The organism is Brevundimonas naejangsanensis DSM 23858 (assembly GCF_000421705.1).
GTDB lineage: Bacteria > Pseudomonadota > Alphaproteobacteria > Caulobacterales > Caulobacteraceae > Brevundimonas > Brevundimonas naejangsanensis.
The window spans coordinates 572,548-595,341 of sequence record NZ_ATXN01000002.1 but is presented as its reverse complement, the minus strand read 5'-3'; the positions used below and the strand labels follow the sequence as shown (position 1 = coordinate 595,341).

The following is a 22,794-nucleotide window of genomic DNA, read 5'->3' as shown; positions in this document are numbered from 1 at the left end:
TCTAGGGTCGCGGCGTTTTTAATGTTCGGCCTTGGCTGCATTTTTTGGGGCGACGCTTCGTGGTTGATGTCTTCGAACAGGTCGAGGAGGAGCTTCGCTCCGAACGCTATCGGCGTCTGGCCCGCACCTGGCTGCCCGTTCTGGGCGGCGTTCTGGCGGTCGCCCTGGTCGCGGCGCTGGCCTGGTGGGGCTGGCAGTCCTATGTGAGCTCGCAGGCCGACAAGGCCTCGGCCGCCTATGAAAAGGGCGTCGAAGCCCTGCAGTCGGGCAAGTCGGCCGAAGCCGACGCCGCCTTCGCCGAGGCCGCCAAGGTCGGCGGCGGCTATAAGGTCCTGGCGCTGATGCAACAGGGCGGTCTGGCGCTGGCCGAGAAGAAGACGACTGAAGCCGTCGCCCTGTTCGACGAAGCCGCCAAGGCGACGCGCGATCCGATCCTGTCGGACATGGCCGCGCTGAAGGCCGCCTTCCTGGTGATGGACACCGGTTCGCTGGAAGACGTGCAGAAGCGTCTGGAGCCGCTGGCCGGCGACAAGCGCCCGCTGCAGCCGTTCGCCCAGGAAGCGCTGGCGATGGCGCAACTGCAGCACGGTAAGACCGCCGAGGCGCGTCAGGCCTTCGTCCAACTGCAACTGGGGCAGGACGTGCCCGACCCGGTGCGTCAGCGCGCCCAGGCGGCCGTTCAGGCGATCGACACCGGCACGGCGGCCAGCCTGGCCCAGATCGTCAAGGCCGCTGCGGCCCTACCGACGACCGCCGCGGCTGCCGCTGGGGCTCCGGCCGCGCCGGTCGCTGAGGCCGACGCCGCTCCCGCCGCTGCGGCTCCGGCCGCTCGCCCTTGATTTGACGCCTTCGGGACGATTCGCATGAACAAAACCCTGAAAGTCGCTCTGCTGTGCGGTCTGGCGATGACCGTCGCCTCCTGCGGCACCGTTCGCAAAGCCCTGCCGTTCGGTCTGGGCGGCGGCAAGGATCCGGTGGCGACCGCCAGCGAAGGTCAGCGGATTTCCATTCTTGAGTTCGAACAGCAGTTGACGCCTTCGGCCGCTCTGTCGGGCCGCGATTTCTTCCTGCCCGGCCCGCAGGCGGTCACTAGCTGGAGCCAGCCGGGCGGCAACGCCGAAAACGCCGTTGAACATGTTATCGCCGCGCCGGATTTCGCCGTCGCCTGGCGTCGTGACATCGGCGCGGGTTCGGGGCGCACCGATCAGGTGATGTCGCCGGTCGTCGCCGACGGCGGCAAGATCTTCGTGCTGGACGGCGAGGCGGGCGTGACCGCCGTCGACGCCGGCACCGGTCAGGTGGCCTGGAAGGCCAGCGTCAAGGTCGAGGAAGTCGATCGCGGTCGTCGCATCCTGGGCGTCGGTTTCGGCGGCGGGGCGGGCGGCGGCGGCTTCGGCGGCGGTCTCGCCGTCAGCGACGGCAAGGTCTTCGTCTCGTCCGGCTATCGCGTGATGACGGCGTTCGACGCCAATACGGGCGCCGAGCTGTGGCGCACCCCGGTCGATCTGCCGATCCACGGCGCGCCGACGGTGTCGGGCCAGCGGGTCTATGTCGTCGACGTCGACAACCAGTTGATGGCCTTCAACGTGGCCAACGGGCAGCAGGACTGGTCCTATCGCGGCATCACCGAGCCGGCCCGCATCATGCGCGCCTCCAGCCCGGCGGTCAGCGGCGGTACGGTGGTGGCGCCCTTCTCCTCGGGCCAGATCGTGGCCCTGCAGGCCTCGAACGGCCAGCCAGTGTGGGAGCAGGTGCTGTCGCGCACCAGCCGCACCAGCGCCTTGTCGGAACTGCGCGACATCGCCGGTCGCCCGGTGGTCAGCCGCGGCCAGGTCTACGCCGTCAGCCAGTCGGGCGTGCTGCAGTCGATGGATCTGCGCAGCGGCCAGCCTAAGTGGTCCCTGCCGGTGGCGGGCGTGAACCAGCCCCTGCCGGTCGGCGACGTGCTCTATGTGGTGTCCAAGTCGGGCGAACTGACCGTGGTCAACCGCGAGACGGGGCAGGTCTACTGGACCCGCGACCTGAACGAGGGCCGGGTGCGCAAGGAAGGCGGCTTCCTGGGCTTCGGCAAGCGCACCGTGCGTCCGGTCTGGTCGGGTCCGATCCTGGCGTCCAACCGTCTCGTGCTGGTAAACTCGGACGGCGAGGCGGTGGCCTTCGATCCGAAGACCGGCGCGCAGACCGCCAGCCTGAAGCTGGGTTCGGCCGCCTATATCGCCCCAGCCGCCTATAACGGCGCCCTGTATGTCCTGACCGACAAAGGTCAGCTGGTCAGCATCCGCTGACCTTTCCCCCGATTTAAGCTAGAAGGCCGACATGGCTCTGAAGGTCGCCATCGTCGGCCGCCCCAATGTGGGCAAGTCGACACTGTTCAATCGTCTCGTCGGCAAGCGCCTTGCGCTGGTCGATGATCGCCCCGGCGTGACCCGCGACCGCCGCTACGCCGACGGCGTGATCGGCGACATGGACCTGACCCTGATCGACACGGCGGGGTATGAGGACGTCACCGACGAAAGCCTGGAAGCCCGGATGCGCGAGCAGACCGAGGCGGCGATCGAGGACGCGGACCTGATCCTGTTCATGATGGACGCGCGCGAAGGCGTGACCTCGCTGGACCGCATCTTCGCCGACCGCCTGCGCAAGGTGCACAAGCCCATCGTCCTGCTGGCCAACAAGTCCGAAAGCCGCGAGAGCGGCGGCGGCGTGGGCGAGGCGCACGGCCTGGGCTTCGGCGAGCCGGTGCCGATCTCGGCCGAGCACGGCGAGGGCATGGCCGACCTGTATCAGGCGGTCGTGGCGGCGTCCGAAGACATCTTCATCGAGGAAGTCGACGAGCCTGAAAAGCCGATCCGCATCGCCGTCATCGGCCGACCGAACGCGGGCAAGTCGACCCTGATCAACCGCTTGATCGGCGACGACCGCCTGCTGACCGGCCCGGAAGCCGGGATCACGCGCGACTCCATCTCGGTGGACTGGGTCTGGGAAGGCAAGAATATTCGCCTGATCGACACCGCCGGGATGCGCCGCAAGGCCCGCGTCCAGGAGAAGCTGGAAAAGCTGTCGGTCGCCGACACCATCCGCGCCATCACCTTCGCCGAGGTGGTGATCATGGTGATGGACAAGGACGACGCCTTCGACACCCAGGACCTGCAACTGGCCGATCTGGTCGAGCGGGAAGGGCGGGCGCTGGTCTATGTCGCCGCCAAATGGGATCTGGAAGAAGAGCCTCAGGCGCGTCTGGCCGAGCTGAAGCGTCTGGCCGACGACAAGCTGCCGCAACTGCGCGGTTCGCCCTTTGTCGCCCTGTCGTCGTTCAACGGTCGGGGAGTCGAGCGTCTGATGCCCGCTGTGCTGGAGGCCTATGACACCTGGTCGGTCAAGGTGAAGACCAAGGACCTCAACGACTGGCTGTCCCTGGCGACGCAGAGGCACCCGCCCCCTGCCGTGGACGGCAAGCGCATCAAGCCCAAATACATCGCCCAGACCAAGGCGCGTCCTCCGACGTTCGTGCTGATGGCCAGCCGGGCCGAGGCGATGCCGGATCACTACAAGCGCTATCTGGTCAACTCGATCCGCGAGAGCTTCGACCTGCAGGGCACGCCCATCCGCCTGAACGTCAAGTCGGGCTCGGCCAACCCCTATGCCGCGGGCGGCGCCAAGTCGGGGCCGGAACGGTTCAAGGGCGACGCCAAGACGGCGCCGCGTCGGGTGATCAAGGCCGAGAAGGCCGAGAAGCTGTCCAACCTGCCCGGCAAGGCGCTGGAGCAGAAGGCCAAGGCTGGGATCAAGCCCAAGGTGAAGCCGCTGGGCGGGCTGAAGGCCAGCGCGTCCAAGAAGTCCGGCTCCAACGCCTTCGTCGGCAAGGGCGCGCGCGGCGGCGCCCGTCAGGTCTCGCGCTCGGGCCGCGTCCGCACGGGTCAGAAGGGCGGCGCCAAGCGCTAAGGCGCCGCTTCTTTTATGCGGGCTTCGCCAGGTCTGCGTCTGCAGGGTTGAAGGAGGGTTTGATGCTTGCAGCGGTTCTGATGCTGGCGCTCGTCGTCCAGGCCGGAGAGGCGGCGGCCGTAACAGCGGAGTGCCGGGCGCCCGAAGCGCCGCCGGTGATCCGCCCGGTCAAGCCCACGCGACCTGCGACGCCGTCATGTGTCGATGAGGCGCGGGCGCGGCATAACTGCCGTCCGGCGGCCTATGCGGCTTTCGAGCGTGAACTGGCGGCCTATGGCGAGGCCTTCAACGCCTATGTCGATACGCTGAACGACTATACGGCGGCCTTGTCCGACTATGCGGCGGCCGCCAACCGCTATTCGATATGCGAACGTAAGCTGGCTGGGCCAGAGGGTCTGATACAGGGCTGACGCCCCGTTTATTCCGTAACAGCTTACCTGCGCGATAGCCGTCTTGGCGCGGTTTGGTTCGGGGCCTCGGGCTCGTCGCCCAGGGCCAGCTTGAGCGCGATGGCGACGACGACCACCCAGCGCAACTCATGCCAGTTCATGGCGATGCTCTCGGTCATCATGGTGATGGTGTAGGAGGTCATCATCGGCAGGACCAGCCATCCTGCCGGGCTGGTATAGGCGGCCCAGAAGGACTGCGCCCAGATCTGCAGCAGGAAGAGGGCGAACAGGATGACGCCGCCCAGACCCAGGGCGATGTAGAGCTCCAGCCAGCCGCTGTGGGCGTCGGCGGGAATGAAGTGGGCCTGATAGCCGATCCATGCCTTGGGACCGGTGAAGCTGGGGTCGTCCCACACCGCGCCATAGCCGAAGCCGCGCCACGGATGCTCGGACATCTGCTGCATGATGCCGGACCAGATCTCGGTCCGTCCGGTCAGGGTGGCGTCCTTGCCGAGCAGGGCGAAGAAGGTATCCGTCTCCATTGCGATCAGCAGGCCTGCGCCGATCACCACTACGACCGCCAGCCAGGTGGCGATGACGGCGCGCAGCGGACCGGATTTCACGATCGCTACAAAGCCCATGGCGGCCATCGACAGGAACAGCACCACAAGGGCGGTTTTCGATGTCGACAGGATGATGAGCATGACGGGCAGGAGGGCGAGGCCGAACCAGAGCTTGCGTCGTTCCGGCGCCATCATGCCCGCGGCGATCATGAAGACGGCGGATTTCACCATGACGTTGCCGAGCGAATTCTTTTCCAGCCACAGTCCGCGCCAGGCGCCGGGGAAGAGTTCCTGCATCCGGCCCATGTCGGGCAGCAACAGGCCCAACAGGAAGGAAATCACCGCCAGCACCGCCAGCGTCCCGGCTACGATTTCGGTCAGGCTTTTCCAGCTCCAGCGCGACGCCAGCGCCACGCCAGCCAGAGTAGTGAAGACCAGAGCGGGAATGCGCCGCGCCGTCAGGTCCGGCATGATCGACCAGAAATAGGTCGCGGCCGTCAGCAGCAGCAAGGCGATCAGCAGCGGCGAGCGCAGCATCCCCTTTAACGCACGGCCGGGGCGCATACAGACCAGCACCAGCGCCAGCAGATAGGCCGGATAGTAGAAGTTGCGCAGGAAGTCGGCCGATCGCGCGCCATAGCCGGTCAGCGGCGCGCTCCAGAAGCCGACATAGGTCAGGATCAGTCCGATCGAGGCGATGACAGCCACGATATCGGCCAGAGGGGCGGCGCGGACGAGCGGAAGCGAGGGACGCTTCTCCGCTGGGGCCAGGATCATCTGGTCTTCTGCGCCCGCTCCCCCGGACATCCGGGTGTCAGACCAGGGCGGCCGCCGACAGACCCTGCTTCCATTCCTTGAAGCTGACCGTCAGGGGCGGGGTGAAGTCGGGGCGGGCCAGTTCGACCATCAGGGGGCCGATCTCCGAAGGATGAGGCAGGACTTCGGGATCTTCGCCCGGAAAGGCCTGAGCGCGCAATTGGGTCCGCATCCGGCCCGGATCGACGATGCAGGCGCGCACCGGCGTGCTTTCGATCTCGTCCGCCCAGCATTTGACCAGGGCTTCGGCGCCCGCCTTGGTCGCGGCGTACATGCCCCAGAAAGCGCGCGGCTGGCTGGCGACGCTGGTGGTCAGGTGGATGGCGCGACCGGCGTCGGAGGCGCGCAACAGAGGCTCCAGCGAGCGGATCAGGCGATAGACGCCGGTGAAGTTGATCTTCTCGACCTTGGCGAACTCGCGCGGCTCAGCGTGGGCGACCGGGGTCAGGCCCGATGGGCCCATTGTGGCGGCGGCCTGAACCCAGATGTCCAGCTTGCCGAACCGCTCGAACAGGGCGCCGCCCAGACGGTCGATGGCGCCGCCGTCCACGAGGTCGAACGGAACCAGGCTGGCGTGCTGGCCGGTGGCGGCGAAGATTTCGTCGTCCAGCTCCTCAAGCGCGCCCTGGGTGCGGGCGGCGGCGATGACGTGGGCGCCGGCCTTGGCCAGGGCGAGGGCGGCCTCGCGGCCGATGCCGCGCGAGGCGCCGACGACCAGGGCGACGCGATTGGCGAGGGGGAGGGAAGCATTCTCGGACATGGCCCGCTGATAGCGCGGCCGGACGCAGGGTGGAAGGCTCAGTAGCCCGATGCGGGCTGCCACAGGCTGAAGCTGACGCCCTGGTCGTCGCTGACGACGGCGGACAGGCCTGACGGGCTTTCGGCGGGCACGGCGCATCGGCCGCCCAGTTCGACCACCCGGGCGCAGGCCGCCTCTATGTCGTCGACGCGGAAATAGAGATTGGGGAAGGCCTTCTGCTCGCCCTTGGTGATGCCGAACGCAGGATCGGACTGGGCCACATGGGCGTAGGTCGGGCTGGACGAGGCGTCGTTGAAGCGCCAGCCGAACAGGCCCGCATAGAAGGCGCGGGCCTTGTCGACGTCAGGTGTGTCGAGCGTGAAGTAGCCGAGCTGGATCATCCAGCCTTAAGCGGTCACCAGCAGAGAAAGTTGCTTCCCGCGCGGATCGCGGCCGCCTTCCTCGATCTCGCGGTCCAGCAGGCGGGTCGGATAATCGCCGGTGAAGTAGTGGTCGGTGAACTGCGGGCTCGCCGGATCGCGCGGCCCGGCGCCGAGCGCGTCGTACAGGCCGTCGATGGACAGGAAGCCGAGCGAATCGACCTCGAGAACCGCGCGCATCTCTTCCATGCTGTGGGTGGCGGCCATCAGTTGCGAGCGCTCGGGCATGTCGATGCCGTAGAAGTCGGGGTAGAGGATCTGCGGGCTGGCCGAGCGCAGGTGCACCTCCCTGGCGCCCGCCGCGCGCACGGCGCGGACCAGTTTCAGCGATGTCGTGCCGCGCACGATGGAGTCGTCGATCAGCACGACGCGCTTGCCTTCCAGGGCGGCGCGGTTGGGGCTGTGCTTCATCCGCACGCCCTTCTGACGGGCGCCCTGGCTGGGCTGGATGAAGGTGCGGCCCAGATAATGGCTGCGGATGATGCCCATCTCGTAGGGCAGGCCGCTTTCCTGCGCATAGCCGAGAGCGGCGGGGACGCCCGAGTCGGGCACTGGCACCACGACATCGGCCTCGACCACATGTTCGCGGGCCAGGCGACGGCCCATCTCCTTGCGGACCTCATAGACGGCGCGGCCGTTCACGACCGAGTCGGGGCGGGCGAAGTAGACGTATTCAAACAGGCAGGGACGGGCGGCGCGCGCGGCGAAGGGCTTGATCGACGTCAGGCCCTCGTCGTCGATGACCACGACCTCGCCGTGCTCGACATCGCGCACGAAGGTGGCGCCGATCAGGTCCAGCGCACAGGTCTCGGACGCCAGCACCCAGGCCTCGCCGACCTTGCCCAGCACCAGCGGGCGGATGCCCAGCGGGTCGCGCGCGCCGATCAGCTTCAGCCGGGTCTGAGCGATCAGGGCGTAGCCGCCCTCAATCCGGCTGAGGGCGTCGATGAAGCGATCGACGATCTTGGCCTTCCGGCTGCGGGCGATCAGGTGGAGGATGGCCTCGGAGTCCGACGTGGACTGGAAAATCGCACCTTCAGAGACAAGTTGCGCATGCAGGTATTTGAAATTCGTGAGATTTCCGTTGTGAGCGATCGCGATGCCGCCCTGGTCCAGGTCGGCGAACATGGGCTGGATGTTGCGCAGGAAGCTGCCGCCTGCGGTCGAGTAACGGGTGTGGCCGATGGCGGCCGTGCCTGGCAGACGCTTGCTGAGTTCGGCATTGCCGAAGGCTTCGCCGACCAGGCCCTGATGCCGCTCGGTATAGAAGAGCTCGTCGTGGACGCTGGCGATGCCGCAGGCTTCCTGCCCGCGATGCTGCAGGGCGTGCAGGCCCAGGGCGACGATGGACGAGGCTTCGTTTTTCGGCGCCCCCCAGACGCCGCAGACGCCGCACTCGAGGCGAAGCTGGTCATCGCCCGGCTCACGCCAATGCTCACGGTGAACGACGGGTTCGGCGATATGGTGGCGCATCGTCAGGCTCCGATGACCGGGGGAAGATAACTCAATGGGCGGCGACGCGCACGTAGTCTGCGAATGCGTCGGGGGCAAGGCTCATTGCGACGAAAACCCTTCGCGGACGGAAGAACCGACCACGGGCGTCAGGGCGTCGGCGCCCTTTCCAAGCGTGGGCAGCACGATCTGGATGGCGCGGGCGGCGCCTTCGCTGACGGGGGCTGTGGCGGCCTCGGACAGCCAGCGCGGCGGGTTGTCCTGCATGGCGCCCATGATGATCAAGTGGACCGCCCCGATCAGGGCCAGGGCGCGAACCAGACCGACCGCCAGACCCAGCGTCTGGTCCAGCACGCCCAGGGCGCGGCCGCGCGCGCCCTGCGAAATGGCTGAACCGATAAAACGCAGGCCGAAATAGAGGATCACGAACACCAGACCCACGGCCAGCACCGACCCTGCCCAGTCGGGATCGACCAGAGAGCGCCCGACCGGCGCCGTCCACGGCAGGGTGATCAGAGCCAGCAGGGCCGCCAGCAGGAAGCTGAACAGGGCCGTGATCTCGCGCATGCCGCCCCGGAACCATCCGGCGGCGCCCGAGGCCAGCAGGGCCAGGATCACGAAGACGTCGTAGCCGGTCACGCGCTCTGCGGCCTCAAGGAGGATGGGGAACGCGCCCTAATAGCGGTTCTGGGAGATTCGCTCGACCGCGTCGGTCAGGCGGGTGACGACGGTCAGGGCGACGTCGCCCTTCTTCACCTTTCCATTGGCCTGTGGCGGGGCGAGGGCGCGCTCGAAGCCGAGCTTCTGGGCCTCGCGCAGGCGGGCCTCGGCCCGGCCGACGGCGCGGACCTCGCCCGACAGGCCGATCTCGCCGAAGACGACACAGCCCTGCGGCAGGGGCATGTCAAGCGCCGATGAGATCAGGGCGGCGGCGGCGGCCAGATCGGCGGCGGGCTCGTTGATCCGCATCCCGCCCGCGACGTTCAGATAGACGTCCTTGTCGCCGAACCCGAGGCCGCAGCGCGCCTCCAGCACCGCCAGCAGCATGGCGAGGCGACCGGAGTCCCAACCGACGACGGCGCGTCTTGGCGTGCCGTATGCAGAGGGCGCGACAAGGGCCTGAATTTCCACCAGAACAGGGCGCGATCCCTCGATCCCGGCGAAGACGGCGGCGCCGGGCGCCCGGTCCTTGCCTTCACCGAGGAACAGGGCCGAGGGGTTGGGCACTTCGCGCAGGCCAGCGTCGCCCATCTCGAACACGCCGATCTCGTCGGTGGCGCCGAAACGGTTCTTGCCCGCGCGCAGGATGCGGAAGGGATAGCCGCGCTCGCCCTCGAAGCTGAGGACGGCGTCGACCATGTGTTCGACCACGCGCGGCCCGGCGATCTGGCCGTCCTTGGTGACGTGGCCGACCAGGACGATGGCCGGACCGCCGTTCTTGGCCAGCCGCACCAGTTCGGCGGCGCAGGCGCGCACCTGGGTGATGGAGCCCGGCCCGGCGTCGTGGGCGTCGCTCCACAGCGTCTGGATGGAGTCGATGATCACGATGTCGAACGGATCGCGCTTCAGCGTCGTCAGTATGTCGCGCAGGGCGGTGGCGGAGGCCAGGGCCACGTCGGCGTCGGCCACGCCCATGCGTTTTGCGCGGGCGCGGATCTGCTCGATGGCTTCCTCGCCCGAGATATAGGCGACCTTGGCGCCGTTGCGCGCGGCCTTGGCCGTGACCTCCAGCAGCAGGGTCGACTTGCCGACGCCGGGGTCGCCGCCCAGCAGGATGGCCGAGCCGGGCACGACGCCGCCGCCGCAGACGCGGTCGAACTCGGTCACGCCGGTGACGATGCGCGGCGGCTCAGGCGTGTCGGATTGCAGCGTCTCGAACTGCACCCCGCGCCCGCGCGCGGTCGAGGCGGGCTTCATGGCGCCCGGCGGGGCGGCCTTGGACTCCTCGACCAGCACGTTCCACTCGCCGCAGGCCGAGCATTGCCCGGCCCATTTGGAATGAACCGCCCCGCAGGATTTGCAGACGAAGAGAAGAGAGTCGCGCGCCATGAGACAGACCTAGCAGATCAGACGGCCGAGGGCAGGCGGGTTGGATCAAGGTGCGTCCGAAACTGTCATAGGGAGACTGCGGGGTTGCGCAGGCGTCCACACAGCCGTCATTCTGCCATGATAAGGCCGTGATCCGACTCAACCGCCCGGAAGGCAAACGAATGACCCTGGAAAATCCCCCCGCCGTCGATCCCTCGCTCGCCTCGCGGGTGAAGTTTATCCTGACGCGGCCCAAGTTCGAATGGCCGGTGATCGACGCCGAGAGCGCGACCATCAAGGGGCTGTTCACCAACTACGCCGTCATTCTGGCGGCCATTCCGGCGGTGGCGACCGTCGTGGGCCAGATCGCCTTCGGTCATCGCGGACTGGTCGGACCGGTGCTGGCGGGCGCGCTCAGCTATGTGCTGAGCCTGATCAGCGTCTACATCCTGGGCATGATCATCGATGCCCTGGCGCCGACCTTCGGCGGGACCAAGGACCGGGTGAAGGCGATGCAGGTCGCCGTCTATTCCATGACGCCCATGTGGGTGGCGGGCGTGCTGAACATCATCCCGACGCTGGGCTGGTTGGCGCTTCTGATCGGCTTTTACGGCTTCTATCTGATGTATCTGGGCCTGCCGGTGCTGATGAAGACGACGGCCGAAAAGGCGCTGGGCTACACCATCGTCGTGGTCGTGGCGGCCATCATCCTGTTGGCGATCGTCTGGTCGCTCGTCGCAGCGGTCATCGCCAGCTTCGTCATCGTCGGCGTGGGCGCGACGGCCTTCGCCCTGAGCTAAGTCTGAAGATGAAGGGCTGGGGCGGTGCGCCCCGGCCCTTTGCTATTCAGCCCTTGTAGACGCGCGGCACGCGTGGCGTGATCGAGGTCAGCAGTTCATAGCTGATGGTCCCTGCCGCCGTGGCCGCATCGTCGATCAGGCGGTTGGCGCCGTAGATCTCGACCGGATCGCCCGCCTTGACGTCCAGGCCGGTTACGTCGACGGCCAGCACGTCCATTGACACCCGGCCGATGATCGGCCGCATCTCGCCTGCGATGAAGACCTGTCCCTTGGGGCTGTAGGAGCGCAGCACGCCGTCGGCGTAGCCGGCGCCGACAGTCGCCACGCGCATGGGTCTGTCGGCCTTGTGGCCCTGGGCATAGCCGACGGTTTCGTCTGCGGGCACGTCGCGCACCTGCACCGCCTGGGCTATCAGGCTGGCGACGGGGGCGATCTTTTCATGAGGACGACCTTCCGGGCCGCCGCCGTACAGGCAGATGCCGGGGCGCACCACGTCGAAGGCGAAGTCCGGTCCCAGGAAGCAGCCGCCCGAGTTGGCCAGAGAGCGCGTCACGCCTGGATAGCGCTGGACCGCCGCGGCGAAGGCGTCGCGCTGGGCCCGGTTCAGCGGGTTCGACGGTTCGTCGGCGCAGGCCAGGTGGGTCATCACCAGTTCGAGGCCCTCGAACGGTTCAGGCGCGTCCTCGACGCGGAAACCCAGCCGGTTCATGCCGGTGTCCAGTTGCAGGGCGCAGGCGCCGCCGCCTGCCGCCTGCCAGGTCTGCAGCTGGGTCGGGTGGTTGATGACGGGCCGCAGGTTCGAGGCCTTGAGCATAGCCGCGCCATCGCCGTGGCAGCCGTCCAGAATATAGATGACCGGCTCAGGCCCGATCGCCTCGCGCAGGCGCACGCCCTCGGCGGCGCGGGCGACGAAGAAGGTGCTGGCGCCTTCGGCCATCAACCGACGGGCCACGGCGGCGGCGCCCAGGCCGTAGCCGTCAGCCTTCACGACCGGATGGACCGGACGGCCCGTCACGGTCTCGAGGGTGCGATAGTTGCGGACGAGCGCGTCCAGATCGACGTTGAGGACAGCGGGAGCAAGGGCGGGGGAGGTCATGAAAAGGGTTATAGGCCGCTGCTCGGGCGGCGCTACCGGCTTTTATGCCCTAGCGACACGCGCGTGGCCCCGACCGGAGGGTGGGGCGTTTACTCCGGGATATCCGCATAGGCGCCGCCGTAGCGGCCGTCGTGTGCCAGATTGCCGAAGCGGGTGGTGTTGGAATCGAACGCCAGCTTGACGATGCCGATGGGGCCGTGGCGCTGCTTGCCGATGACCACCTCGGCCTGGTGCTGCAGGCGGTCCATGTCTTCCTGCCACTTCAGGTGTTCTTCGGTGCCTTCGCGCGGCTCGGCGCGGCCCAGGTAGTAGCTCTCGCGATAGACGAACATGACGCAGTCGGCGTCCTGCTCGATCGAGCCGGATTCCCGCAGGTCGGACAGTTGCGGCCGCTTGTCCTCGCGCTGCTCGACCTGACGCGACAGCTGCGACAGGGCGATGATGGGGACGTTCAGCTCCTTGGCGAGAGCCTTCAGGCCGCCGGTGATTTCGGAGACTTCCTGCACCCGGTTCTTCTGGCTGTTGTCGCCGGTGGTGACGAGCTGGAGGTAGTCGACCACGATCAGGTCCAGACCGTTTTCCATCCGCTTCAGCCGCCGCGCGCGCGCCGCCAGCTTGGAGATGGACAGGCCGCCGGTGGCGTCGATGTAGAGCGGGCTTTCGCCGATCTCGATGGCGGCGTCGCGGATCTTGCCGAAGTCCGAGGCGTCGATCTCGCCCTTGCGCAGCTTGTCCGAGGATACGCCCGAGGCGTCGGCCAGAATGCGCATGGCCAACTGTTCAGCGCTCATTTCCAGCGAGTAGAAGGCGACCACGCCGCCGTCGACGGTCTTACGCCCGCCGTCCGGGGTCGGCTCCCATCGATAGTTGCGCGCGACGTTGAAGGCGATGTTGGTGGCCAGCGCCGTCTTGCCCATCGACGGACGGCCCGCGAGGATCAGAAGGTCGGAGGGGTGCAGGCCGCCCAGCTTCTGGTCCAGATCGTCCAGCCGGGTGGCCAGACCGGCCAGCTTGCCCTCGCGCTGATAGGCCTCGCCCGCCATTTCCACAGCGCCCGACAGGGCCTGTGAGAAGGACACGAAGCCCGACGACGGCTTGCCCGTCTCGGCCAGCGAATAAAGCGTCTGCTCCGCCTGTTCGATCTGCTCGTCGGCGGGCGTCTCGGGGTTGGGCGCCTCCTTGATGATCTCGCCGCCGATGCGGATCAGGTCGCGGCGCAGCGCCAGGTCATAGACGACGCGGGCGTAGTCGGGAGCGTTGGCGGCGGGCGGCGCCCGGTCCACCAGATCGGCCAGGTAGCGCAGGCCGCCGAACTCCTGAAAGGCCGGGTCCTGCTTGAATCGCTCCATCAGGATGGTGGGCTCGGCCAGCAGGCCCTGACGGATGTGGTCCTCGATCGCGTCGAACAGCCGCTGGTGGAAGGGTTCGTAGAAATGGCTGCCGCGCAGTCGGTCCGACAGACGTTCGAACACGGCGTTGTCGAACATCAGCGAGCCCAGCAGGGCCTGCTCCGCCTCCAGATTATGGGGCATGGACGACACCTGCACGGGGTCGTTGGCGGAATCATAGGGCAGGGGGGCGAAGGCGTTCATCGACATCATCAATAGCCATAGGCGCGCCCTGCGTCAGACGCGGGCGCGGTCGTCGTCGTGGACAGTCGCCTGCGCCTGTGGACGGGCGCGGAAAACCGCTGTCGGATCAGTGAGGGGCCGTCAGCTGCGGCAGGGGTAGCGTTCGACCATCCAGTCGCGCACGGCCTGGGTCACGGTGACGCGACGCCGCGCCTCGGGCATGGTCTCGAAGCGGGCGACGAGCGTCTCGGGGGTGATGCCGGTGCCGGAGGCGGGGATGCAGTGGGCCGGGCGGCGACCGGCCGAGACGGCCGAGGCCTGCTCGGCTTTCACCGTGCTGACGGCGCCGGTGACCTCGCGGATCAGGCGACGGGTGTCCGGGCGCATCATGGCCACGGCGCGGTTGCGCGGGATGTTCTGGCCGATGGTCAGAAACTGCTGGACGGTCATGTCGGACGACTGGGCCTGGGCGGTGGGAGCGGAGGCGAACAGCGTCACCGAAGCCAGAGGCGCGGCGATGAGGGCGAGAGCGAAACGCGACATGGGGGAATAAATGCGCCCGCCGACGCCGCAGTGCAAGTGCGGGCGCCGGTCAGGCCGGGCAGGGATAGCGTTCGCCCATCCATTCGCGGACGGCCTGGTTGACGCTGATGTGGCGCCGCTGGGCAGGGATGGCGTTGAAGCGGTCCAGGATCTGCTCTGCCGACAGGCTGATCTTGCCGTCGGGGATGCAGGTCGCGGGGCGGCGGCCGGCGGTCTTGGCGGCGGCCTGATCGTCGCGCACGGCCTGGAAGGCCCCTCTAATCTCGTTCATCAGCCGCCGCGTGTCTGACCGCAGCAGGGCGGTCGGATTGCGCGGGATGCGGTTGGCCGAGGTCAGGAACTCCTGAACCGACATGGCGGCGGCTGCGCCGGGCAGGGCCGACAGGGTCAGGGCGGCGACGACGGCGATTGCAGCGGCTTTCATGGCTTCCCTTTCGTCAGGCGTTCAAGCCTAGCTTGCGGATAGCGAGAGAACCATGAGCGATGAACGCCGTCGGACATTAAGTTTTCGTCAGGCGCGGCGGCTGCGACGCACGCCGCGCCTGACGATGGAGGCGCGCTCAAAGGCCAGGGAGGAAGCCTTCGGGCGCGCGGCCTCACCACTTCAGGTTCAGGCGGGCGTAGCCGTAGCGGCCGTTGAAGCCGAACGGGGAGTAGTAAGGGAAGCCCAGCACGCCGTTGCTGTTCAGATCGGCCGGCACGAAATCCGGATACTGGTCGAAGACGTTATCGACGCCGATCGCCAGGCCTACGCGGTCGCTGATCTGGAAGCGGCCTTCCAGATCGATGGTGGTCTTGTCGCCCGTCGAATAGTCGCTGGCCGACGTTGAGCCGGGCTGAAGCACGCTGGCGTAATAGGTCGCCCGCGCTGTCGCGCCCCAGCGGCCCAGATTCCAGTCGGCCGAGGCCGAGACCTTCGTATCCGGCGTGCCTTCTTCGATGGTGGCGATGCGCTGACGCGAGAACAGGGTCGGCACGGGGTTGAGCACCGAAGAGGAGGTCGGGACCTTGGTCACGCTGACATCGTTGACGTTGGCTGCGACGGTGAAGTCCCAGTCGCCGCCCGTCTCGGTGCGCAGGCGATAGCGGCCGACGATGTCGACGCCTTCAGTCTCGGTCGTCACGCCGTTCAGGAAGAAACGCGCGGCCTGGATGCCCAGCGGATCAAGCAGCCCGGCGACCTGGGTCGAGAAGCTGCGGTTGATCAGTTCGGACAGGACGATCTGATCCTCGATCTCGATGCGGTAGGCGTCGATCGTCAGGTCGAAGTTTCCAAGCCGGATCACCGCGCCCAGGGTGTAGTTGGTCGAGGTCTCAGGCTTCAGCGGACGCGCGCCCAGTACTGAGGCCACGGAGCTGGTGGCGGGGAAGGTGCCGGTCTCCACCACAGCCCCGTCCTGAATGACGGATGAGGTCGAGGTGAAGAAGCTCTGCTGCAGCGACGGTGCGCGGAATCCGGTCGAGACCGAACCGCGCAGGGCGAAGTTGGGGCTGAAGTCATAACGCGCGGCCAGCTTGCCCGTCTGGGCGTCGCCGAAGTCGGAATAGTCCTCGATCCGCACGGCGCCCTCGACCGTGAACTTGTCGGTCAGGGGGATTTCAACGTCGGCGTACAGGGCGAAGGCGTCGCGATCCTCGTCCACCTCGTTCGAGGGCTGGAAGCCGACGAAGCCCTGAGCGCCGCCTGCCAGGCTCGTGTTTGTTCCGAGGGGGCCGCGGTTCCATGATTCCGCCTGACCGGCTTCGATTTTGTAGTTCTCCTTGCGCGCTTCAGCGCCCCAGGCGAAGTTCAGCGGACCGCTCAGCCCGACGTCGAACTGACGCGAGAAGTCGGCGCCGAAGACCAGTTGGTCATAGGTCAGGCCGCCGGAATCAAAGCTGGTCGGCGAAGCGGCGCCATAGGTCGCGTTCAGGGAATCCTCGGTGCGGAAGGCCAGGGCGTTGCGGCCGTAGACCAGGCTGAACTCAGCGTTCCAGCCAGCGATGTCGCCGCGCACGCCGCCCCCGGCCGAGGTATCCTTCGACTGCACCGCGATCTTGGGCAGGAAGCCGTCAGGGTAGATGGACGACACATTGTTCACATTGTCCCGCAGGCGTGGGAAGGCGGCGCTTTCGCTGTCGCGGTGCTGATAGCCGGCCCAGCCGAAGGCCTCCCAGTCTGCGTTCAACGGCTTGCCGGCGTTGGCGAAGACCGTCCATTGCTCGACATCAGGGTCGCCCGCGCGGGCGGTGATGGCGCCATCTGCGGCGGCGCGCGGGTCGATGTCCGAGCGGTTGGTCGGTTCGCGGTTCAGATACTCCGCCGACAGGGTCAGGAAGCCGTCCGAACCCAGACCCAGCCCCTGCCAGGCCGAAACGGTGGTGGTGGCGCCGTCGGTCTCGTCGCGCTTGCCGCGCGCGGCCTCGACGGTGGTGAAATATTGGCCGTAGGTGACGCTGGCGCCGCCGCCCTCGCGGGCTTCCTTCAGGCGCAGGTTGACCACCCCGGCGATGGCGTCGGAACCGTATTGCGCCGAGGCGCCGTCGCGGAGCACCTCGACGCGGTCCAGGGCTCCGCTGGGAATGGCGTTCAGGTCGACAGCCGCCGAGCCGCGCCCGATCGAGCCGTTGACGTTGACCAGGGCCGAGGCGTGGCGGCGCGTGCCGTTCAGCAGCACCAGGGTCTGGTCAGGCGACAGGCCGCGCAGGGTGGCGGGACGAACCGAGTCGGTGCCGTCGACCACGGTCGGACGGGCGAAGGTCAGCGACGGCACGGTCTGGGCCAGGGCGGCGGCGAACTCGGTCGTGCCGCGGTTCTGCAGGGTCTCGGCCGTCACCACATCGACCGGCGCCAGGGTGTCGAGGCGTGAACGGGCCGGAGCGCGGGTGCCGGTGACGACGATGTCGTCTACTGAGGTGGCGTTGTCGGGCGTGCTCTGGGCCTGGGCGGCGCCGGCGATCAGGAGGGCGGCGCCGGACGCGGCGGCCAGCAGGGCGGGACGGCGGAACGAAACGATGGGCATGGGAGAGATCAGCTTTTCTGGTTGGACGCGGGGAAAGCGCCGCATACTGAAAGCGCGACGGTCCAAGCCTGCGTCGGTAAGGCTAACGAGAAGTTTCCGAGGGCCGAAATCAGTCACAATCGCGACAGGGAGCGGCCTGCGAACGCGGCTCCCAGGTCGGGCGGGACTGGACTGAAGGCATGGCGGCTCCGGCGCGTCGAATGTGACGAGACGCGGCGATACTGCGGCGCGAAGACGGCGTCCGGTATCGAGATTACTTCACAGGTTAGTTAGAAAAGCTAAGGGTAGGCGACGGTTTCGTCCTGTCGGCAGGCAGGGGGCCGGGCAAAGAAAAAGGGGCGCTTCCTTGCGGAAGCGCCCCTGGATCATCTCGCCGAAGCGACAGGATCAGGCTTCGTCGCCGAAGCCTTCCTGTTGGCCGGCGCCGCCTTCCAGCAGCTCCTGAGCGGCCTGATCAGCAGCTTGACGCTCGTCGTCGAACTGGCTGCGGATCACGTCCTCGCCCTTGGCCTGACGCTCGGCTTCGTCGGCCGAACGGGCGATGTTGATCTTGACCGTGGCCGAGACCTCGGGGTGCAGGCGGACCAGCACCTCGTGGACGCCCAGCGTCTTGATCGCCGTGTTCAGCACGACCTGCGAGCGCTCGACCTTGCCGCCTTCGGCGCGAACCGCCTCAGCGACGTCGCGGCCGGCGACCGAGCCGTACAGCTGGCCGGTTTCACCAGCCTGACGGATCATGATGTAGCTCTGACCGTCGATCTTGTCGGCGATCTTCTGCGACTCGGCCTTGTTCTTCTCGTTGCGCTGCTCGATGGCGGCGCGTTCGATTTCGAAGGCCTTCAGGTTGGCTTCCGTGGCCCGACGCGCCTTGTCGCGCGGCAGGAGGAAGTTACGGGCGAAGCCGTCCTTGACGGTGACGACGTCGCCGATGGCGCCGAGGTTCTCGACGCGTTCCAGCAGAACGACCTTCATCTTACTTCACCACGTACGGCAGGAGGGCCAGGTAGCGGGCGCGCTTGATGGCCTTGGCCAGTTCGCGTTGCTTCTTGGCGGAAACGGCGGTGATGCGCGAAGGCACGATCTTGCCGCGTTCGGAGACGTAACGCTGCAGCAGCTTCACGTCCTTGTAGTCGATCTTCGGCGCGTTGGCGCCCGAGAACGGGCAAACCTTGCGGCGACGATAGAAGGGGCGACGGGCCGGGCCGGAGCCGGCCGGAGCGCCCGGGATGGGGGCAGTCGTATCGGTCATGATCCGGTTCCTTATTCCGAAGCCGCGGCGTCTTCGCCACGCGGGGCGCTGCGGTCACGCTCGCGTTCGCGGCGGGCCAGCAGGGGCGACAGCTCCAGGTCGAGTTCCTCGACGCGGATGGTCAGCCAGCGCAGCACGTCTTCGTTGATCGACAGCTGGCGCTCGACTTCGGCCATGGCGGCCGGCGGGCAGTCGACGGCCATCAGCGAATAGTGAGCCTTGCGGTTCTTCTTGACCCGGTAGGTCAGGTTGCGCAGACCCCAGTACTCGATCTTGGCGACGGAGCCGCCGCCTTCTTCGATCAGAGCCTTGATGGTGTCGTTCAGCGCTTCGGCCTGTTGCGCCGAGATATCCTGGCGCGTCATGACCGTGTGCTCGTAAAGAGCCATGCGGTATTCTCCCTTGGCGGACATCGGCGCGAACGAACCGGGTGAGTTCGTCCACGATGGCTCCTGATGCGGCGGACGGGAGTTTCCCGGCCCTTTGACGTTCCGCAGCAGGACCGAAGCCCTGGAAAGGGCGCGCCTATACGGGAAAAACCCCGTCAGGGCAAGGCAGGGCGCGGGGCAGGGGCCCCATCGCATCGTGCGCGGCGCATTCCTCGCAGGAGTTTCACAAAACCCCCGGCGAACCGTCGCACTGGCCCGTTAATCCATAACAGGGATCATATCGGTTCGGGGATACATCCAACATGAAGCTGTCCGTCGCCTGCAAGGTCGCGTCCTTGGCTGCTGCCGCCCTGCTGTCCGCTGCGCCCTCCATGGTGCTGGCGGAGGCGACGAAGCCTGCGCCGCTGCACGCGCCGAACGGTCGCTGGGCGGCCAAGGGCTGGGCCGACCGCATCGTGCTGAGCCCCGCCGCTGACGCTGCGCGCGGCGCTGCCGTCGCCTGGAGAACCGACACGCGCCAGAGCGCCGCCGAGGCTCAGATCGCCGAGGAGATCGACGGCCCCTTGCTGGGTTTCGCCGCCCGCACCGTGGCCGGCGCCACGACGCCGATTGAAAACGAGAACGGCCGCGCCCTTTATCATCAGGCGCGCTTTGACGGGCTGAAACCGGACACGCGCTATGTCTATCGCGTGCGCGCCGCCGACGGCTGGAGCGAGTGGCTGCCATTCCGCACGGCGAAGCCTGAGCTCGCGCCGTTCCGCTTTATCTATCTGGGCGACACCCAGAACGACATTCTGGAGATCGGCTCGCGCGTGATCCGCTCGGCCTTCAAGGAGGCGGGACCGGCGGCGCTGGTCGTTCACGCGGGCGATCTGGTGGCGCAGCGCGAGGAAAAGGTTCACGACGACGAATGGGGCGAATGGACCGAGGCGGGCGGCCGCGCCTTCGCCATGACGCCGCAACTGCCCGCCAGCGGCAACCATGAATACGTCGACCACGTGCTGCCGAACGGCGAGGAATCGCGCGTTCTGGGCCCGCATTGGCCGCTGCAGTTCGCCCTGCCGGACAATGGCGCAGAGGGAGCGAAGGCGACCAGCTATTATGTCGACTATCAGGGCGTGCGCTTCATCGTGCTGGACGGCACGGCGGCGATCGATCTGGGCGCCGGGGAAAGCCAGACGCGCTGGCTGGATCGTGTGCTGGCCGATAGCTCGGCGCGCTGGAACGTCGCCCTGTTCCACCAGCCGATCTACACCTGCGCCCGGCCCGAGGACACCGAGGAGCTGAAGGCCGCCTGGAAGCCGATCTTCGACGCCCGCAACATCGATCTGGTGCTGCAGGGGCACGACCATTGCTATGGCCGCGTCTCCAACCCCGCCGGGGCCGAGGCCTCGCGCGCCGCCAGCGCGGCGGGCCGTCCGCAGGGGCCGGTCTATGTGGTCTCGGTCACCGGTTCCAAGATGTATGGGCTGAACGACCGGGCGGACACGCAGCCCGTGCGCGCGGCCGAGAACACCGAACTGTATCAGTTGATCGACGTCGAGGCGGATCGCCTGTCGTTCCGCGCCTTCACGGCGACGGGCGGCCTGTATGACGCCTTCACGCTGGAACGGCAGGCGGACGGGACCAAGCGTCTGGTCGAGACGGAAGAGACGTTGATGGCCCAGCGCCGCTGCAACGGCGCGGCGGGACCGGACGACCGTCCCTGCACGGCGCGCGGGAAGGACTGAACCGGCCCGCCGTCCTTCTTGCCGTAGGGGAGGGATTCGCCTAACCCTCGCGGCTTGATTCAACGGATGACGGACGATCCCGGATGAGCCTCGCGCTTCTCTTTCCCGGTCAGGGCAGCCAGTCGGTCGGCATGGGCGTCGCCCTGTCGGAGGCCTTCGCCAGCGCGCGCGAAGTCTTCGCCGAGGTGGACGACGCCCTGAACCAGAAGTTGTTCGCCTTGATGCGCGAAGGGCCGGAAGATCAGCTGACCCTGACCGAGAACGCCCAGCCGGCCCTGATGGCCGTGTCGGTCGCCACGGCGCGGGTGCTGAAGGTCGAGTTCGGCGTCGATGTGGCGCGCGCGGCCTTCGTCGCCGGTCACTCGCTGGGCGAATATTCGGCTCTGGCCGCGGCGGGCGCGATCAGCCTGTCGGACACCGCCCGTCTGTTGAAGCTGCGCGGTCAGGCCATGCAGCGCGCCGTGCCGGTGGGCAAGGGCGCGATGGCCTCGCTGATCGGGCCCAAGACCGATCTGGCGCTGGCTGAAGAGGCCGCCAAGGCCGGTTCGGCGGCGGGCGTCTGCGTCGTCGCCAACGACAACAACAAGGGCAATGTCGTCATCTCGGGCGACAAGGCCGCCGTGGATCTGGCCATCGAGAAAGCCAAGGAACTGGGCGCGCGCGCCATTCCGCTGAATGTTTCGGCGCCCTTCCACTGCCCGTTGATGCAGCCTGCTGCCGACGAGATGGCCGCCGCGCTCGCCGATGCGAAGATCGTGGCGCCCGCCGTGCCGGTGGTCGCCAACGTCACCGCCCGCCCGAAAACCGACGCCGAGGTCATCCGCCGCCTGCTGGTCGAGCAGGTGACGGGCCGCGTGCGCTGGCGCGAGAGCATGGAGTGGATGGCGACTGAAGGCGGCGTGACCCGCTTCGTCGAGGTCGGCTCCGGCAAGGTGCTGACCGGCATGGCCAAGCGGATCGCTCCCGACGCCGAGGCCCTGGCGTTGAATACGGCGGAAGAGCTGGAAGCCTTCGCGAAAACGATCTGAAGCCGCTCATCCCCGCGGAGGCGGGGACCCAGTTCTTTGGGAACGAGATGCGGCGCTTGAAGCTAAAGCCTAGGTCCCCGCCTCCGCGGGGATGAGCGGAGATTTCAATGTTCAATCTTTCGGGAAAGACCGCCCTCGTGACCGGCGCCACCGGCGGCATCGGCGGCGCCATCGCCCGCGCCCTGCACGCGCAGGGAGCGACTGTCGTCCTGTCCGGCACGCGCGAAGCCGTGCTGGCCGATCTGGCCAAGGAGCTGGGCGAACGAGCGCATTTCGCCGCCGCCAACCTGTCGGACGCGGAATCGGTCGACGGTCTGGTTGCGCGCGCGGAGGAAGCGGCGGGCGCGCCGCTGGACATCCTGGTCGCCAACGCGGGCATCACCAAGGACGGCCTGCTGATGCGGATGAAGGACGAGGACTTCCAGTCCGTCATCCAGATCAACCTCGAGAGCTATTTCCGCCTGACCCGCGCGGCGGTGAAGGGGATGATGAAGCGCCGTTCGGGCCGCATCATCGGCATCACCTCGGTGGTCGGCGTCACGGGCAACCCCGGCCAGACCAACTATTCCGCCTCCAAGGCCGGGATGATCGGCTTTTCCAAGTCGCTGGCCCAGGAAGTCGGCTCGCGCGGGATCACGGTCAACTGCATCGCGCCGGGCTTCATCGCCTCGCCGATGACCGACGTGCTGAACGACCAGCAGCGCGAGGCCATCCTGTCCAAGATTCCGGCCGGACGTCTGGGCGCGGGCGACGAAATCGCCTCGGCCGCCGTCTATCTGTCGTCGGATGAAGCGGCCTATGTCACCGGCCAGACGCTGCACGTTAACGGCGGCATGGCGATGATTTGATCGAAGCGTGAAGTGTCATCACGACGCGCAACAGACTATTTCCACTTCCGCACCCTGTGCTAAAGGGCACGGACGTCTTTCGGGGGTGAGTCTCATTGAGGCTTGATCCCGGCAGGCAGCCGTGACACGGCGAAACAACCCTCGACCCGCCATCACGGCGATTTCAAAC

22 protein-coding genes are annotated in these 22,794 nt (G+C 67.5%); 8 read left to right on the top strand and 14 right to left on the bottom strand.

Annotation, left to right across the window (positions count from 1 at the left end):
- Nucleotides 1–59 precede the first annotated feature (59 nt).
- From H556_RS0103085 to H556_RS0103070, 4 genes are all read left to right on the top strand, one after another.
- Nucleotides 60–839: a tetratricopeptide repeat protein gene (locus H556_RS0103085; protein WP_024353052.1), complete on the top strand. Its 780-nt coding sequence runs from the start codon at nt 60–62 to the stop codon at nt 837–839.
- A 24-nt stretch (nt 840–863) separates the two neighbouring features.
- On the top strand, nt 864–2,285 hold the full coding sequence (locus H556_RS0103080) for a PQQ-like beta-propeller repeat protein (protein ID WP_024353051.1): 1,422 nt from the start codon (nt 864–866) through the stop codon (nt 2,283–2,285).
- 31 nt (nt 2,286–2,316) lie between these two features.
- Entirely contained in the window at nt 2,317–3,942 is a 1,626-nt protein-coding gene (gene der, locus H556_RS0103075) for a ribosome biogenesis GTPase Der (protein ID WP_024353050.1), read from the top strand.
- Between the two features lie 62 nt (nt 3,943–4,004).
- Nucleotides 4,005–4,352, top strand: coding sequence for a hypothetical protein (locus H556_RS0103070; protein ID WP_024353049.1), 348 nt, complete (start codon nt 4,005–4,007; stop codon nt 4,350–4,352).
- Between the two features lie 23 nt (nt 4,353–4,375).
- Here H556_RS0103070 and H556_RS0103065 read toward each other — a convergent pair whose 3' ends face one another.
- From H556_RS0103065 to radA, 6 genes are all read right to left on the bottom strand, one after another.
- A complete protein-coding gene (locus H556_RS0103065; protein ID WP_245559404.1) occupies nt 4,376–5,671 on the bottom strand; it encodes an O-antigen ligase family protein in 1,296 nt (431 codons plus the stop codon).
- Between the two features lie 37 nt (nt 5,672–5,708).
- The gene (locus H556_RS0103060; protein WP_024353047.1) at nt 5,709–6,470 is read right to left on the bottom strand and encodes an SDR family NAD(P)-dependent oxidoreductase; all 762 of its coding nucleotides are present in this window, start codon (nt 6,468–6,470) and stop codon (nt 5,709–5,711) included.
- 38 nt (nt 6,471–6,508) lie between these two features.
- Nucleotides 6,509–6,850 carry a VOC family protein gene (locus H556_RS0103055; protein WP_024353046.1) on the bottom strand — a complete coding sequence of 114 codons (342 nt, stop codon included), beginning with the start codon at nt 6,848–6,850 and terminating at the stop codon, nt 6,509–6,511.
- A 6-nt stretch (nt 6,851–6,856) separates the two neighbouring features.
- The gene (gene purF, locus H556_RS0103050) at nt 6,857–8,362 is read right to left on the bottom strand and encodes an amidophosphoribosyltransferase (protein ID WP_024353045.1); all 1,506 of its coding nucleotides are present in this window, start codon (nt 8,360–8,362) and stop codon (nt 6,857–6,859) included.
- Nucleotides 8,363–8,443: 81 nt separating this feature from the next.
- A complete protein-coding gene (locus H556_RS0103045) occupies nt 8,444–8,980 on the bottom strand; it encodes a CvpA family protein (protein WP_024353044.1) in 537 nt (178 codons plus the stop codon).
- 36 nt (nt 8,981–9,016) lie between these two features.
- On the bottom strand, nt 9,017–10,390 hold the full coding sequence (gene radA / locus H556_RS0103040) for a DNA repair protein RadA (RefSeq protein WP_024353043.1): 1,374 nt from the start codon (nt 10,388–10,390) through the stop codon (nt 9,017–9,019).
- A gap of 161 nt (nt 10,391–10,551) precedes the next feature.
- Here radA and H556_RS0103035 point away from each other — a divergent pair, with 161 nt between their 5' ends.
- A complete protein-coding gene (locus H556_RS0103035; RefSeq protein WP_024353042.1) occupies nt 10,552–11,169 on the top strand; it encodes a Yip1 family protein in 618 nt (205 codons plus the stop codon).
- A gap of 46 nt (nt 11,170–11,215) precedes the next feature.
- Here the strand turns inward: H556_RS0103035 and alr are convergent, their stop codons facing one another.
- The 8 genes from alr to rpsF all read right to left on the bottom strand — a co-directional run bounded on the left by alr (nt 11,216) and on the right by rpsF (nt 19,019).
- On the bottom strand, nt 11,216–12,265 hold the full coding sequence (gene alr, locus H556_RS0103030; protein WP_024353041.1) for an alanine racemase: 1,050 nt from the start codon (nt 12,263–12,265) through the stop codon (nt 11,216–11,218).
- A gap of 89 nt (nt 12,266–12,354) precedes the next feature.
- On the bottom strand, nt 12,355–13,857 hold the full coding sequence (locus tag H556_RS0103025; RefSeq protein WP_024353040.1) for a replicative DNA helicase: 1,503 nt from the start codon (nt 13,855–13,857) through the stop codon (nt 12,355–12,357).
- A 120-nt stretch (nt 13,858–13,977) separates the two neighbouring features.
- Nucleotides 13,978–14,379: a hypothetical protein gene (locus H556_RS0103020; RefSeq protein WP_024353039.1), complete on the bottom strand. Its 402-nt coding sequence runs from the start codon at nt 14,377–14,379 to the stop codon at nt 13,978–13,980.
- Between the two features lie 49 nt (nt 14,380–14,428).
- Entirely contained in the window at nt 14,429–14,803 is a 375-nt protein-coding gene (locus H556_RS0103015; protein ID WP_024353038.1) for a hypothetical protein, read from the bottom strand.
- 172 nt (nt 14,804–14,975) lie between these two features.
- Complete coding sequence (locus H556_RS0103010) at nt 14,976–17,381, bottom strand: TonB-dependent receptor plug domain-containing protein (protein WP_024353037.1); 2,406 nt, start codon at nt 17,379–17,381, stop codon at nt 14,976–14,978.
- Between the two features lie 387 nt (nt 17,382–17,768).
- A complete protein-coding gene (rplI, locus tag H556_RS0103005; protein ID WP_024353036.1) occupies nt 17,769–18,353 on the bottom strand; it encodes a 50S ribosomal protein L9 in 585 nt (194 codons plus the stop codon).
- Between the two features lies 1 nt (nt 18,354).
- Nucleotides 18,355–18,630 carry a 30S ribosomal protein S18 gene (rpsR, locus tag H556_RS0103000; RefSeq protein WP_003167100.1) on the bottom strand — a complete coding sequence of 92 codons (276 nt, stop codon included), beginning with the start codon at nt 18,628–18,630 and terminating at the stop codon, nt 18,355–18,357.
- An 11-nt stretch (nt 18,631–18,641) separates the two neighbouring features.
- A complete protein-coding gene (rpsF, locus tag H556_RS0102995) occupies nt 18,642–19,019 on the bottom strand; it encodes a 30S ribosomal protein S6 (RefSeq protein ID WP_024353035.1) in 378 nt (125 codons plus the stop codon).
- Nucleotides 19,020–19,321: 302 nt separating this feature from the next.
- Between rpsF and H556_RS0102990 the strand changes: the two genes are divergently transcribed.
- The 3 genes from H556_RS0102990 to fabG all read left to right on the top strand — a co-directional run bounded on the left by H556_RS0102990 (nt 19,322) and on the right by fabG (nt 22,625).
- The gene (locus H556_RS0102990) at nt 19,322–20,749 is read left to right on the top strand and encodes a purple acid phosphatase family protein (protein ID WP_024353034.1); all 1,428 of its coding nucleotides are present in this window, start codon (nt 19,322–19,324) and stop codon (nt 20,747–20,749) included.
- A gap of 83 nt (nt 20,750–20,832) precedes the next feature.
- Nucleotides 20,833–21,777, top strand: a complete 945-nt coding sequence (gene fabD / locus H556_RS0102985; RefSeq protein WP_024353033.1) for an ACP S-malonyltransferase — start codon at nt 20,833–20,835, stop codon at nt 21,775–21,777.
- Nucleotides 21,778–21,884: 107 nt separating this feature from the next.
- Complete coding sequence (gene fabG / locus H556_RS0102980) at nt 21,885–22,625, top strand: 3-oxoacyl-[acyl-carrier-protein] reductase (protein ID WP_024353032.1); 741 nt, start codon at nt 21,885–21,887, stop codon at nt 22,623–22,625.
- Nucleotides 22,626–22,794 lie beyond the last annotated feature (169 nt).